The organism is Streptomyces sp. NPDC001513 (assembly GCF_042894695.1).
GTDB lineage: Bacteria > Actinomycetota > Actinomycetes > Streptomycetales > Streptomycetaceae > Streptomyces.
In genome coordinates this window covers 34,589-48,894 of the sequence record NZ_JBIAVU010000022.1, presented here as the reverse complement: position 1 = coordinate 48,894, position 14,306 = coordinate 34,589, and the positions used below count along the sequence as shown (strand labels likewise).

Sequence of the window (14,306 nt, the reverse complement as noted above, 5' to 3'; positions counted from 1 at the left end):
GTCCTGCGGCCCTCAGCCGCCGATCAGGGTCCGCTTCCCTCGCCGAGCACCGTCTCCACCGTATCGGCCTGCTCCGCTTCCTTGTCCGGGCGGTGCCTCAGCACCCGCGCGAACCGCAATGCCACCCCGGCCGGGTAGCGCGGGGAGCGCTGCAGCCCGTCGTAGGCGATCTCCACCACCAGTTCGGGCCGCACCCGCACGGTGAAGCCGTCGTCGGAGGTGGCGAGCGCGCGCAGCGCCCCGGTCTGCCAGCGCAGCATCTCGTCGGTGAGCCCTTTGAAGGTCTTGCCGAGCATGGCGTAGGTGCCGTCGGCGGCCCGCGCCCCCAGGTGCAGGTTCGAGAGCAGTCCGGTGCGCCGCCCGTGGCCCCATTCGGCGGCGAGGACCACCAGGTCCAGGGTGTGCACCGGTTTCACCTTCAGCCAGTGCTTGCCGCGGCGGCCGGCCGCGTAGGCCGAGTCCAGTGCCTTGACGACGACCCCCTCGTGGCCGCGGCGCAGGGTCTCGGCCCAGAACTCCTCGGCCTCGGCCGCCTGCGCCCCCGGATCCTCCACAACGAGGCGCCGGACCCGGGCGCTCTCGGGCACGAGGGCGGCCAGGGCCTGGTACCGCTCCCGGACCGGGAGGTCGAGGAGGACGTCCTCACCGGCGGCCAGCACGTCGAAGAAACAGGGGACGACCGGGAGCGTCCGCCGTGCGGCCTCGACGTCGACGCGGGAGCCGACCCGGCTCGCGATCTCCTGGAAGGGGACGGGGCGGCCGTCCGCCGCACGGCCGATGACCTCCCCGTCGAGGATGAACCGCTCGCCCGGCAGGGACCGGGCCAGTTCCGCCACCTCCGGGAGCCGCCCGGTGATCTCGTCCGGGGAGCGCGTGAAGATCCGTACGTCGTCGCCCTCGCGGTGGACCTGGACCCGGATCCCGTCCAGCTTCTCCTCCACCGCGCACGGCCCGAGCACCGCCAGCGCCTCGGCGACCGACTTCGCCGTGCCCGCCAGCATCGGCTGTACGGGCTGCCCCACGCGCAGCGTGACCGTGCGCAGGGCCTCCTCGCCCTCGGCCAGGACGGCCACCGCCACCCGGGGCAGCGAGCCGTCCAGCATGACCGCCCGGCGCAGTGCGGCGGCCGGCACTCCGGCGGCCGCGGCCACGCCCTCCAGGGCCACCGCGTCCAGCGCCCCCTGGCGTACCTCGCCGGACAGCAGGCTGCGCAGGAACGCCTGCTCGGCCGCAGTGGCCCGGCCCAGCAGGTCGGCGAGGATCCGGCCGCGCCGCTCCACGGAGCCGGCGCCCGACACCGTCGCCAGTTCGCCGACCGCGGTGTCGACGTCCCGGACGGTCAGGGCGGGGTCGGCCGCCGGTTCGATCTCCTGGGCGAGGGCGCGCCAGCCGATGCCCGGGCGGCCCTGCGGGAGGCGCCCGGAGAGGTAGGAGATGACCAGGCTGGCCTCCTCGGGCGGAGCGGCCGCGAAGAGCTCCGCGAGCAGCGCGGTCTTGCGGGACCGGGCGGAGGTCTCGGCGACCTCCCGGGACACGCGTGCGACGTCGGCCAGCAGCATGCGGCCATCCTCCCGCCCCCGTTCGTACCGCGCAGGTCGGCCGCGCATACCGCAGGTGCGGTACGTCCGGGGCCCGGCGTGGTCCTTGAGAAGGTCTGGGGTTCCGCCTGTGGGTGCTCGGAGCGCGGGTACCGGCCCTTTAGGGTTCCCATATGAAGCTCCGAATGCCCCGGCGCCGCCGAGACCGCCTCCTCGCGGGCGCCGCCGCGCTCGCCGTCGTGGCGGGCGCCGGTACGTGGACGGCCGCGTTCGCGTCCGACGACGCGCCCCCCGTGCACCGCGAGGACCAGGTCCTGTCCATGCCCGGTGCCGGGATCGACACCTCCTTTTTCACCGCGGGCGCGGGCGGCGGTGCGGAAAAACGTCCCGCCGTTCTCCTCGGGCACGGTTTCGGCGGCAGCAAGGACGATGTCCGCGAGCAGGCCGAGCGCCTCGCCCGGGACGGGTACGCCGTCATGACCTGGTCGGCACGCGGCTTCGGCCGTTCCGAGGGACAGATCGGCCTGAACGACCCCGAGCACGAGGTCAAGGACGTCTCCCGGCTCATCGACTGGCTCGCGGCCCGGCCCGAGGTACGGCTCGACGCGGACGGCGATCCGCGCGTCGGCGTGTCCGGGGCCTCGTACGGCGGGGCGATCTCGCTGCTCGCCGCCGGGTACGACCGGCGGGTGGACGCGATCGCTCCGCAGATCACGTACTGGAACCTCGCGGACTCCCTCTTCCCGAACGGCGTCTTCAAGAAGCTGTGGTCCGGCATCTTCTTCACCACCGGCTCGTCCGGCGGGTTGCAGCAGGCCCGACCCGGGCGGCCGGACCCGTCGGCCGCTCCCGGCTGCGGACGCTTCCAGCCCGAGCTGTGCGCGATGTACGAACGCGTCGCGGTGGCCGGGAAGCCCGACCCCGAGGCGCGCGCCCTGCTGGAGCGGCGGAGCCCGTCGGCCGTCGGCGACCGGATCAAGGTGCCGACCCTCATCGTGCAGGGCCAGGACGACTCCCTCTTCCCGCTTGACCAGGCCGACGCGATGGCCCGGGCCATCGCCGCGAACGGGGCACCCGTCTCGGTGGACTGGGCGGCCGGCGGGCACGACGGCGGCATGCGCGAGGCGGACCGGGTCGAGGACCGGGTGGCGGCCTGGTTCGACCGCCACCTGAAGGGGGAAGGGGCCGCGGACACCGGCCCGGCCTTCCGGGTCACCCGCTCCGGCGGCATCGATTCCACCGACGGCGAGGTCACCCTGCGCGGCGCGAGCGGCGACGCGTACCCCGGGCTGGTTTCCGGCCCGCGGCAGTTCGCCCTGACGGGACGCGAGCAGACCTTCGCCAATCCGGCGGGTGGAGCGCCTCCGGCCCTGTCCTCGCTGCCCGGTATCGGCGGGCAGCTCGCGGCCTTCGGGGCCGGCTTCTCCCTGGACTTCCCCGGGCAGAACGCCCGGTTCGAGTCGGCTCCGCTGACCGAGGACGTACGGATCACCGGGACGCCGACTGTAACCCTGAACGTGAGGTCGACAGCTGCCGACGGATCGGCCGTACTGTTCGGCAAGGTGTACGACGTGGGGCCCGACGGGCAGCAGCAGGTGCTGCCCAATCAGCTGGTCGCCCCGGTGCGGGTGGAGAACGCGCAGCAGGGTGTGAGCGTGCGGCTGACACTGCCCGCGATCGACCACTCCGCCGCGGCCGGGCACCGGCTGCGACTGGTGGTCGCCGCCACCGACCTCGGCTACGCCACCCCGGCCGCACCCGCCGCCTACACCGTCTCGATGGAGGGCCCGCTGGCCGTGCCCGTCGCGACCGGGGTGCGGACGGCCGCGACCGGGCTGCCCGCCTGGATCTGGTGGCTGCCGCTCGGCGCGGTGGCGCTGGCCGCCGCGCTGCTCGGGATCCGCAGGACCGGCCGGGGGGCCGCGGGGACCCGGCCCGGACCGGCGCAGCCGGACCCCGCGCTGGCCGACGTACCCCTGGAGATCACCGGACTGACGAAGCGGTACGCGAAGGCGCAGGACCGGTACGCGGTGCGGGACCTATCGTTCCGGGTGGAGAAGGGCCAGGTGCTGGGGCTGCTCGGGCCCAACGGCGCCGGCAAGACCACCACCCTGCGCATGCTGATGGGGCTGATCTCGCCGGACGCCGGGGAGATCCGGGTGTTCGGGCACGCGGTACGGGCCGGCGCGCCGGTGCTGTCGCGGGTCGGGGCGTTCGTGGAGGGCGCCGGATTCCTGCCGCATCTGACGGGCCGCGCCAACCTGGAGCTGTACTGGCAGGCCACCGGCCGCCCGCCCGAGGACTCGCACATGGCGGAGGCGCTGGAGATCGCGGGACTGGGCGACGCGCTGGAGCGCGCGGTGCGCACGTACTCGCAGGGCATGCGCCAGCGCCTCGCGATCGCGCAGGCCATGCTCGGCATGCCGGACCTGCTGATCCTGGACGAGCCGACCAACGGTCTGGACCCGCCACAGATCCGGGAGATGCGGGACGTGATGATCCGCTACGCCGCCGGCGGGCGGACGGTCATCGTCTCCAGCCACCTGCTGTCCGAGGTGGAGCAGTCCTGTACGCACCTGGTGGTCATGGACCGCGGCCGGCGCGTCGCGGCGGGCGAGGTCGCCGAAATCACCGGTGGCGGGGACACGCTGCTCGTGACGCTGGCGGAGCCGGTGGACGCGGTGGGCCTCGAGAAGGTGGCGGCGCTGGAGGGAGTGGGTTCCGTGGTGACTGCCGACGACGGGCTGCTCGTGCGGCTCGACGGCGCGACGGCCGCGGGGCTGATCGCCGAACTCGTACGGCTGGAGGTGCCGGTCACCGGAGTGGGACCGCACCGGCGACTGGAGGACGCGTTCCTCACCCTGATCGGAGGTCCGGCGTGAGCGCCGTACAGGAGGTGGCCCCGGGCTACCGGGCGAGCCGTACGCTGCCACTGCGCGTGGAGGCGCTGCGGCAGTGGCGCCGGCGGCGGACGCTGGTGATGGGCGGGGTGCTGGCCGGGCTGCCGTTCATCCTGATGATCGCGTTCGCGGTCGGCGGCGGTCCGGGCAGCCGGGACGGCGGGAACGGCCGGGTCACCCTGATCGACACGGCCACGGCCTCGGGCGCGAACTTCGCCGCGACCTGTCTGTTCGTCTCGGCCGGGTTCCTGCTGGTGGTGCCGGTGGCACTGTTCTGCGGGGACACGGTGGCCTCGGAGGCGAGCTGGTCCTCGCTGCGCTACCTGCTGGCCTCGCCGGTACCGCGGATGCGGCTGCTGTGGAGCAAGCTGGTGGTGGCGCTGGGCTTCAGCCTGGCCGCGATGGTGCTGCTGCCGCTGGTGGCGCTGGCGGCGGGCACGGCCGCGTACGGGTGGGGGCCGCTGAAGCTCCCGGCCGGCGGGGCCTTGGCGGCCGCGGACACCGTGCCGCGGCTCGCGCTGGCGGTGGCCTTCGTCTTCGTGTCGCAGCTGGTGACGGCCGGGCTGGCGTTCTGGCTGTCCACGCGGACGGACGCGCCGCTCGGCGCGGTGGGCGGGGCGGTCGGTCTGACGATCGTCGGCAATGTGCTGGACGCCGTGACCGCGCTCGGATCCTGGCGCGAGTTCCTGCCGGCGCACTGGCAGTTCGCGTGGGCGGACGCCTTGCAGCCGCAGCTGGAATGGGGCGGGATGATCAAGGGGACCGTGGTGTCGGTATCGTACGCCTTGGTGCTGTTCGCCCTTGCCTTCCGGGGATTCTCACGCAAGGACATCGTGTCCTAGGGCCGTGGAAACACGGTTGTCCCCGGGGTGCGTCGGGCGCCGGGGACATGAGGGGGCCGGGCGTGAACGAAGGTTCGGGCGTGGCCGGAGGCGGCCGGACGGATCGGCCGCCGGCAGGACGTGCGCGACGCGGTCCTGGAGCCCGGGGAAACGTGGCGGCCTGGTGGCGGCCGTCAGCCGAGGACGCGCACGGGTGAGCCGTCGAGGAACGCCCGGATGTCCTCGACCGCATCGCCGTAGTACGTGGCGTAGTTGGACCGTGTCACATAGCCCAGGTGTGGGGTGGCGAGCAGCCGGGGGGCGCTCCGCAGGGGGTGCCCGGCCGGCAGCGGCTCGATGTCGAAGACGTCGATGCCCGCGCCCGCGATCCGGCCCGCGTGCAGGGCTTCGAGGAGCGCCTGCTGGTCGACGATCGCGGCGCGCGAGGTGTTGACGAGGTAGGCCGTCGGCCGCATCAGCGCGAACTCGGCGGCGCCGATCAGGCCCCGGCTGCGCTCGCCGAGGGCGAGGTGGACGGAGACGAAGTCGCTGCTCGCCAGCAGCTCCTCCTTGGACGGCGCGAGCCCGACCCCCACCTCTTCGGCCCGTTCCTCCGTGAGGTTCGGGCTCCAGGCCACCACCTCCATGCCGAAGGCGAGCCCGACCCGGGCGACCCGGCTGCCGATCTTGCCGAGGCCGAGCAGTCCGAGCCGTCGCCCGTGCAGGTCCGCGCCGACGCCCTGCTGCCAGGGGCCGCCGTCGCGCAGGGCGGTGTTCTCCCGTACCAGGCCGCGGGCCAGGCCCAGCAGCAGGGCCCAGGTCAGCTCCACGGGCGGGGTGGCGGAGCTGCCGGTGCCGCACACGGTCACGCCGTTGCGCGCGGCGGCTGCGTAGTCGATCACCGCGTTGCGCATGCCGGACGCGATGAGCAGGCGCAGGCGCGGCAGCCGGTCGAGGAGCGAGGCCGGGAACGGGACCCGTTCGCGCAGGGTGACCACGATGTCGAAGCCGGCCAGCCGTCCGGCGAGCACGTCCTCGTCGTCCGTGTGGTCGGTGAAGCTCACCGTTTCGACACGGCCGGCGAGCGGCGACCAGTCCGCCGCGGTGCGCCCGACGTCCTGGAAGCCGTCGAGGAGCGCACAGCGCAGGGGCCGCCGCCCGCCGCCGGTCACGCGCCGACGCCCGGGGCGATGGCGTCGATCTCGGCGAGCAGCTCCGCGTCGAGCGGGCGGTCGGCGACGGCCGCGTTGGCACGCACCTGCTCGGCGGAGGTGGCTCCCGCGATGACGGAGGCGCAGCCGGGCTGGGCGGAGAGCCAGCCGATGGCGAGTTCGAGGACGGTGCGGCCGTGCTTCTCGGCGAGCGCGGCCAAAGCTTCGACCACGTCGAGGCGCTCGTCGGTGAGGTACGCGTCGCGGCCCTCGAGGCGGGAGCCGGCCGGGACGGGCGCGCCCCGGCGGATCTTGCCGGTCAGCAGACCGTTGGCCAGCGGGAAGTACGGGAGCACGCCGACACCGTAGTGCAGGGCGGCCGGGACCAGCTCGCGCTCGGCCGACCGCTCCAGCAGCGACCACTCGTTCTGCGCCGACACGAAGGGGACCGAGCCGGTCTCGCGGGCGACGTGGGCGGCTTCGGCGAGCTGCCAGCCGGAGAGGTTGGAGTGACCGAGGTAGCGGACCTTGCCCTCGGCGACGAGCTCGGTGAGCGCGGCCAGGGTCTCGGCGATCGGGACGGCCGGGTCGGGGCTGTGCAGCTGGAAGAGGTCGATGTGGTCGGTGTCGAGGCGGCGCAGGGACTCCTCGACGGCCCGCCGGATGTAGGCGCGGCCACCGCGGGATCCGGCGGCGGGCCCGTACTTCATGTCCACGCCGTCGTAGCCGAACTTGGTGGCGAGGACGACCTGGTCGCGGCGGCCCTTGAGGGCCTGCCCGAGGTGGACCTCGGAGCCGCCGGCGTTGCCGTAGATGTCGGCGGTGTCGAGGAGGGTGATGCCCGCGTCCAGGGCGGCGTCGACCACGGCGCGGGTGGCCTGGGCGTCGAGCCGGCCACCGAAGTTGTTACAGCCGAGGCCGACGGCGGAGACCTGCAGACCTGAATTGCCCAGGGGGAGATAGCGCATGCGTTTCGTTCCTCAGACTCGTCGGGTACATGATCAACTGCATTTCAGTCTAGGCGGCCCGGCCCGGCGGTGGTACGGCGTCGGCGCCGTACGACGTGAACACCATGTGTCGCGAGCGCGGCCACCGCGGCGCCGCCCAGAGCCCAGACCTCGGGGCGGCCGGCGACACCGCCTGCTCCTTCCCCATCCCCGCCTTCCCCGCCCCCGGTCGCGACGGTGATCGTGCCGCCACCGGCCACGTACGGGCGGCTGCCCGCCGTGTCACCCGAGTCGAGCGGGTTCACGTAGTCGAAGGTGACGGACAGCGGATACTCACCCGGCTGCGCGTCGGCCTTGATCCGCACCCAACCCAGGTGGGACCGGCCGTTGTAGCCGATCTGGTTGTCCTCCGAGTCCTCCGCCAGGACCGGGCTGCTCACCTTGACCACGCGCAGCTGCCGTCCCTCGGGAACGCGCGCCTGGTGCTGCGGATCGTCCTTGGCCATCACCGGTACGAGTTCACCCGCACGGCCGACCTGCTCCGAGGAGGCCCAGCCGCTCGCCCAGGACGGCGCGGCCGCTGCCCCGAGCGCCAGGGCCGCGGCGCATACGACGACGACGGCGGCCGCCGCGGGCGCGGTGCGGCCGAACCTGCGTTTCTGGTTGGTGCGGCTGTTCGTGAGGCTGTTCGTCCGGCTGTTCATGTCCCCGACTCCCCTTATGTCGCCTGACCGTTCCGTCAGGGAGGAGGTGCATCGGCGAGCACAGGTTGCCTCGGCCCGGCCATGGAGGGGATTACTCGAGCGTGACGACGGTCGTGGGGCCGAGGTCGGGCTGGTCGCGCAGCGGCAGTTCGGTGCCGGGGCGCTCCAGTTCGAGGACGACGATCTCGTTCTCACCGTGGCGCCACAGGGGCCCGGGGGCGTAGAGGGTGCGCTGCGGGCCGCGCGGAGTGTCGTAGTGGCCCAGGAGGAAGCCGTTCAGCCAGACCAGACCGGTCCCCCAGCCGGACACGTCGAGGAAGGCGTCGGCCGGCCCGTGCCCCTCGGCGAGCGCGTGCGTGAAGCGGTGGAAGGCGGGCCGTCCGGCCGGCCGGTTTCCGGCCTGGTCACCGGACTCGTCGAGCCAGTCGAGTCCGGTCAGATCGGTGAGGGGCAGCGGCCGGATCTCCCACTCGAACAGCTGCTGGTGGCCGTGGCGTACGCCGCGCCAGATGCCCTTGCGGTCGTCGAGGAGCGGGCCGTAGTTGACCCGCCCCTGGGCCCGGACGAGTACGTCGATGACCACCCCGTCCTCGCCGACCGCCAGATCGAGCCCCTCGTCGGGGCTGTTCCGGTCGAGGACGCCGAGGGGTACCCCGTCGGCGAACACGTACGCGCGGTCGCCGAGGCCGTCGATCCTGACGGGCATGGCGGGCCGCGGGCCGGTGACGGCGGTGCGGTAGTGGATCAGGCCGTGGCTCTGTCCGAGCCGCTCCATGGACTCGGGGGCGGGGCGCAGGACCGGGGCCCCGGCGAGGACGTCGAGGCGGTCGAGCAGCTCCACGGTGCCCGCGGGCACGGCGAGGGCCGGGGTGATCCGGGGCGGCGGCTCGGGCAGCGGGGTGTCGGGGAGGGGCACGTACGTGCCGATGACCTCGCGGAACGCGTGGAACTTGGGGGTGAGTTCGCCGGCCTCGCCGATGGGTGCGTCGTAGTCGTAGCTGGTGACGGTGGGCTCGTAGCCGGCGTCTCCGGGGCGGGATCCGGTGTGATTGGCGCCGGCCCAGAAGCCGAAGTTGGTGCCGCCGTGGGCCATGTAGAGGTTGACGGAGGCGCCGGTGGCGAGGAGTTCGTCGAGTGCCGCGGCCGCGTCCTCGACGGCGCGGACGTGGTGGTCCTCGCCCCAGTGGTCGAACCAGCCGATCCAGAACTCCATGGCGGCGAGCGGGCCGGTGCGTTGGTAGCGGCGGAGCGCGTCGAGGCGTTCGGCGGGCCGGGCGCCGAAGGTGGCGGTGGCGAGCCGGCCGGGGAGCATGCCGCCCTGGAGCATGGCGTCCTCGGGGCCGTCGGCGGTGAACAGCAGGCAGTCCACGCCGCGTTCGACGAGGGCCTGTTCCACGTGGGCGCGGTAGCGGGTGTCGTTGCCGTACGAGCCGTACTCGTTCTCGATCTGCACGGCGACGACGGGGCCGCCGCGGCTCGCGAGCAGCGGCAGCAGCTCCGGGACGACGAGGTCGAACCAGCCGTCCACCTCGGCCTCGAAGCGCGGGTCGGAGCAGCGCAGGTGGAGGCCGTCGACGGCGAGGAGGCGGGCGGGCAGGCCTCCGAAGTCCCACTCGGCGCAGATGTACGGGCCGGGGCGGACGACGGCGTCGAGGCCGAGGTCCTGGGCGAGGCGCAGGAAGCGGCCGAGGTCGCGCCAGCCGGTGAAGTCGGCCTTGCCGGGCGCGGTCTCGTGGAAGTTCCAGGGGACGTACGTGTCCACGGTGTTGGCACCCAGGGCGCGCAGGCGCGTGAGCCGGTCCTCCCACAGGTCCGGGTGGACCCGGAAGTAGTGCAGGGCGCCCGAGACGATGCGGTGGGGGCGGCCCGCGCGTCGAAATCCGTCCTGGTCGTACGTGAGCATGCGCTGACTCCCGAGAGAGATCGAGATGCCGAGAAGTACGGAACGCCGCCGAATATATGAACGCACCGTCCGAGCCGTCAATGACCAGTTGATCGGATTCGATCGAATCGATCGATTCGATTCCCTATGCTGTCGCTGACACGACATGATGTCGCTGACTGACACGACGATGTCGCCGACACCAGCCGCTCCGGCGGACCGGCGGACCGCAGGGGGACACCTTGAGAAGACACGTGAACCAGCGTCAGGCACAGGTGCTCGAGCTCGTCCGGGCACGCGGCAGCGTGCGCGTGGCCGACCTGGCCCGGGAGCTCGGCATCTCCCCCGTCACCCTGCGCCGGGACATCGAGGCGATGGCGGCGCGTGGCGAGATCCAGCGGATGCACGGGGGGATCAGCCGAGTGGACCCGGGCCGGGCTCCTTCGCCTGCCTCGACTGCCGCCGTCGCGGGTGGTACGGCGGAGGGGCTGGTGGTCGGCATGGTGGTCCCGACCACCGAGTACTACTACGCCGATGTCGTACGCGGGGCCCGCGAGGCGGTGGAGGCGCGCGGGGCCCGGCTGACCGTGGGGCTGACCCGGTACCTGCAGGGCGAGGACCGGACGCAAGCGGACCGGCTGCTGTCCACGGGCGCGCACGGGCTGCTGCTGACACCGAACTGGGAGGCCGGGTCGCCGGGGCCCGGTGAGGGCGCCTGGACCGCCGAACTCCCGGTTCCGACCGTACTGGTGGAACGCTGGGCGCCCCCGGGGCACCCCGCGTCCGCACTGGACCGGGTGGCCTCCGACCACGCGCACGGCGCGGCCCGGGCGGTGCAGCACCTGGTGGAGCAGGGGCACCGGCGGATCGCCCTCGCCAGCCGGGCGACCCCGACCACGGCACGGCTGCGGGCCGGTTACGAGGCCGCCGTGTCCGCGCTGGGCCTGGAACCGGCCCCGCCGTGGCCGCCGGCCGGCCCGGGGCCGCTCTCGGACGCGGACATGTTCGCCCGGACCCTGGACTACCTCTGCGAGGCGGTGACGGCGGGCGGGGTCACCGCCGCCCTGGTCCACAGCGACACCGACGCGATCATGCTGATCCCGCGGCTCCAGGCGCGCGGGGTGCGCGTACCGGAGGACCTGGCGGTGATCACGTACGACGACGAGGTGGCCGGGATGGCCGACGTCCCCCTCTCGGCGGTGGCACCGGCCAAGCACGAGGTGGGCGCGCGAGCGGCAGCCCTCCTGCTGGACCGCCTGTCGAGCACCGCGTCCCCGGACACCGCTCCCCGCCAGCACCTGGACCTCCTCCCCCGCCTCACGATCCGCTCATGAACAACGGCGCATTCACTCAATACGCGTGGGAGATCCCGGCACCGGCACTCGCCATGTCGAAGAAGCCGTCGGCCTGCTTCGCCCACGGCCCGATCTGCTCGCCGTTCGCGTACCTGTGCAGCGTCTCGAAGGCGAGTGGTCCGAACCGGGGGTTGCATTCGACGACGGCGTTCACCCGGCCGTCGGCCACGGCCTGCAGGATCTCCCTGCCGCCGCCGACGGACAGGACGATGACGTCCAGTCCCGGGGTGCGGCCGGCGGCGTCGAGGGCGGCCACGGCACCGAGCGCCATCTCCTCGTGGTGGGCGTAGACGACGTTGGCGTCCGGGTGCGTCCCGAGGAGGGTTTCGGCGACCCGGCGACCCTTGTCACGCACGCAGTCCCCCGACTGCGAGGCGAGAACCTTGAACCCTCCAGCGGCTGTGAGGGCCTCGTCGAACCCCTTCTTGCGGCCGACGGCCGGTGCGGCGCCCGCGGCCCCCTCAATCTCGATGATCTTGGTCTTCCCGTCGGCGTTCCTCACCAGCCATTCGGCAAGACGCCGCCCTTGCTCGACGAAATCGGACCCCATGAAGGTCAGACAATCCCCGGCGGCTGTTGCCGGGGACGGGTCAAGTCTCCGATCGAGCAGGACGACAGGAACACCGGCAGCCTTGGCGTCCCCAACGGCCGGGACAATCGACGTCCCCTCGATCGGCGACAGAAAGATCAGATCAACTCCCTGCGCAACCATCGAGTTCACGTCCAGGACCTGCTGGGCCGCCGAGCCGCGCGCATCCGTGCACACGAGCCGGCAGCCGACCCTCGCGGCTTCGTCCTGCATGCTCGCGGTCTGGGCGATGCGCCAGGGGGTCTCGTTCGCCGCCTGCGCGAAACCGACCGTGTACGCGTCCTTCTCACATAGCCCTGGCACGCCCACGCTTCCTTCTCCCTTGCACGTTCAAACGGGGCGCCGGAAGAGCCACGCCCATCGGTCCGACTGCCCGCCATACGACGACGACCGCACCAGCCGGGTCTACCTCAGCGCCACGCCTGACCACCCACGGCGGCTCCGCCCGTCGTACCAGAGGGGCTCTGACGGGACGCGAAGGACACGCAGCAGAACCGCCGTATGGCCGCCGCCGCGTGTCCCTGCCATCGCCGACGGTGCGTGCGAAGCCCGCCTGCGGCCGAACGTGACCGAGAGGCCATGCGCTGAAACTCGCTGCCCGGCCGACATGGTGCCGTGCCAGAATCCAGCGCATGCCCATTCGATATCCTCGCCCCTTGCGCCCCGGCGACCGCGTCGGAATCACCTCCCCCTCCAGTGGAGTCAACGAGGAGCTCAGCGAGCGCCTCCACGTGGCCATCCGCGATGTGGAGGCACGCGGATTCGAGGTGGTCCTCGGAAAGTGCATGGACGGCTCGGGACATGTCAGTGCTCCCGCCGCCGCGCGCGCGGACGAACTGATGTCTCTGCTGACCGATCCCGAAATCGGTGCTGTCGTGCCGCCCTGGGGCGGGGAGCTGGCGATCGACCTCCTGCCGCTGCTCGACTGGGACCAACTGCGCGCCGCTGAACCGACCTGGCTCGTGGGGTTCTCCGACCTCTCGACCCTCATCACCCCGCTGACCCTCCTCACCGGGACCGCGACCGTTCACGGCAACAACCTGATGGACACTCCTTATCGGACCCCGGACGGGCTGGTCTCGTGGCTCGACATCGTCAGCGCACCACGGGGGCACCAGTTCACGCAGATCCCGCCGGGCCGGCACCGATCGACTGGCTGGGACGACTACGCCGCCCAGCCCGAGGTACGGGACCTCACGCTCGACGCCTCCGGCACATGGACACGGTTGGACGGAAGCGAGGATCTGGAAGTCGAAGGCCGCCTCATCGGGGGGTGCATCGAAACACTGTGCAACCTCACCGGGACCCCTTATCTCGACGTGTCCGGCTTCGCACGGACCGAGGCTGCGGACGGCCTGCTGGTGTACGTGGAGGCCACCGGCGATGACGCCTTCACCATCTGCCGCAACCTGCACGGCATGCGGCTGGCCGGCTTCTTCGACGCGGCGAAGGCGGTCCTCATCGGACGGACCACGGCGCCGGACGCCCCGTCTCTGTCCCAACACCAGGCCGTACTGGACGCGCTGGGCCCATTGAACGTTCCGCTCATCGCCGACGTGGAATGCGGCCACGTCCCGCCGTACATGCCGATCGTCAACGGGGCGCACGGCCGCCTGGTCCACACATCAACGCGGAGCGAACTCACTCAGACCCTGATCTGAATCGGCGACAGCACAGCATCCGGCGCACGAACACGGAGACACGCGCTAGTCGCCTGTCGTGCCGTCGAGCAGCTCGCGCAGGATGTCCAGGTGGCCGTTGTGGCGGGCCGTCTCCTCGGTGAGGTGGAGGAGGATCCAGCGCAGGTCGACGTGGAGGCCGTTGCGGACGGCTCGCTTGGCCTGGTCTTCCAGGCCGCTCCCGGCGACCAGTTCGCGGTAGCGGGCGCTCTGTTCGGCGTACTCGTCGAGCAACTGCGTGAGCGGGAAGTCGACGGCGATGCGCATCTCGCGGTCAGGGTCCTCCTCGGTCCAGGGGCCCCGGTCTTCCTCGCCGAGGAAGACCACTTGGAACCAGTAGTACTCGACCCAGCGGAGGTGGTTGATCAATCCGCTCATGGTCATCAGCGGTGAGCCCGGCAAGAGCGCCTTGCGGGCGTTCTCCGCCGAGACGCCTTCGCACTTGGCGCGGGCGGTGTCACGGGTGTAGTCGAGAAACGTGGTGAGCTGGGTGCGCTCGTCCCACGCGGGCGGTGTGTCGTCGATTCTGGTCATCGCGCGAAGCGTCCCCGATCACCGCGCCCGTTGTCGAGGCATTTATCGACGGGCCCAACCTGCTCCACCTGGCTCCTTGTCCGAAGGGTCGCCATGGAGATTCAGTACGCCGCCGCACGCCTCGGCTGAGCCTTGACGGACCGCTCGACGTTCCTCGCCGCCGCCCGCACCTTCGAGCCCGCGTACGCCGGTTCCCGGGAGCGCTT

11 protein-coding genes are annotated in these 14,306 nt (G+C 72.5%); 4 read left to right on the top strand and 7 right to left on the bottom strand.

Features of this window, described 5'->3' with window-relative positions; genetic code table 11:
• Positions 1-23 precede the first annotated feature (23 nt).
• The gene (locus ACFYZ4_RS36830) at positions 24-1,559 is read right to left on the bottom strand and encodes an ATP-dependent DNA ligase (protein WP_390786039.1); all 1,536 of its coding nucleotides are present in this window, start codon (positions 1,557-1,559) and stop codon (positions 24-26) included.
• Positions 1,560-1,711: 152 nt separating this feature from the next.
• Here ACFYZ4_RS36830 and ACFYZ4_RS36825 point away from each other — a divergent pair, with 152 nt between their 5' ends.
• Positions 1,712-4,420, top strand: coding sequence for an alpha/beta fold hydrolase (locus ACFYZ4_RS36825; protein ID WP_390786038.1), 2,709 nt, complete (start codon positions 1,712-1,714; stop codon positions 4,418-4,420).
• Positions 4,417-5,280 carry an ABC transporter permease gene (locus ACFYZ4_RS36820; RefSeq protein WP_390786037.1) on the top strand — a complete coding sequence of 288 codons (864 nt, stop codon included), beginning with the start codon at positions 4,417-4,419 and terminating at the stop codon, positions 5,278-5,280. Before ACFYZ4_RS36825 ends, ACFYZ4_RS36820 begins: the two co-directional genes overlap by 4 nt.
• Before the next feature lie 173 nt (positions 5,281-5,453).
• Here the strand turns inward: ACFYZ4_RS36820 and ACFYZ4_RS36815 are convergent, their stop codons facing one another.
• From ACFYZ4_RS36815 to ACFYZ4_RS36800, 4 genes are all read right to left on the bottom strand, one after another.
• Positions 5,454-6,431, bottom strand: coding sequence for a D-2-hydroxyacid dehydrogenase family protein (locus ACFYZ4_RS36815; RefSeq protein ID WP_390786036.1), 978 nt, complete (start codon positions 6,429-6,431; stop codon positions 5,454-5,456).
• On the bottom strand, positions 6,428-7,378 hold the full coding sequence (locus tag ACFYZ4_RS36810) for an aldo/keto reductase (protein ID WP_390786035.1): 951 nt from the start codon (positions 7,376-7,378) through the stop codon (positions 6,428-6,430). Before ACFYZ4_RS36810 ends, ACFYZ4_RS36815 begins: the two co-directional genes overlap by 4 nt.
• Before the next feature lie 44 nt (positions 7,379-7,422).
• A complete protein-coding gene (locus ACFYZ4_RS36805) occupies positions 7,423-8,061 on the bottom strand; it encodes a hypothetical protein (RefSeq protein ID WP_390786034.1) in 639 nt (212 codons plus the stop codon).
• A 91-nt stretch (positions 8,062-8,152) separates the two neighbouring features.
• Entirely contained in the window at positions 8,153-9,964 is a 1,812-nt protein-coding gene (locus ACFYZ4_RS36800) for a beta-galactosidase family protein (protein WP_390786033.1), read from the bottom strand.
• Positions 9,965-10,185: 221 nt separating this feature from the next.
• On the opposite strand from ACFYZ4_RS36800, the gene ACFYZ4_RS36795 reads away from it, so the two are divergent.
• Entirely contained in the window at positions 10,186-11,277 is a 1,092-nt protein-coding gene (locus ACFYZ4_RS36795) for a substrate-binding domain-containing protein (protein WP_390786032.1), read from the top strand.
• A gap of 16 nt (positions 11,278-11,293) precedes the next feature.
• Here the strand turns inward: ACFYZ4_RS36795 and ACFYZ4_RS36790 are convergent, their stop codons facing one another.
• Positions 11,294-12,196, bottom strand: a complete 903-nt coding sequence (locus ACFYZ4_RS36790) for an ABC transporter substrate-binding protein (RefSeq protein WP_390786031.1) — start codon at positions 12,194-12,196, stop codon at positions 11,294-11,296.
• A gap of 323 nt (positions 12,197-12,519) precedes the next feature.
• Between ACFYZ4_RS36790 and ACFYZ4_RS36785 the strand changes: the two genes are divergently transcribed.
• Complete coding sequence (locus ACFYZ4_RS36785; RefSeq protein WP_384352467.1) at positions 12,520-13,548, top strand: S66 peptidase family protein; 1,029 nt, start codon at positions 12,520-12,522, stop codon at positions 13,546-13,548.
• A gap of 45 nt (positions 13,549-13,593) precedes the next feature.
• Here the strand turns inward: ACFYZ4_RS36785 and ACFYZ4_RS36780 are convergent, their stop codons facing one another.
• Positions 13,594-14,100, bottom strand: coding sequence for a DinB family protein (locus ACFYZ4_RS36780; RefSeq protein WP_351591231.1), 507 nt, complete (start codon positions 14,098-14,100; stop codon positions 13,594-13,596).
• Positions 14,101-14,306 lie beyond the last annotated feature (206 nt).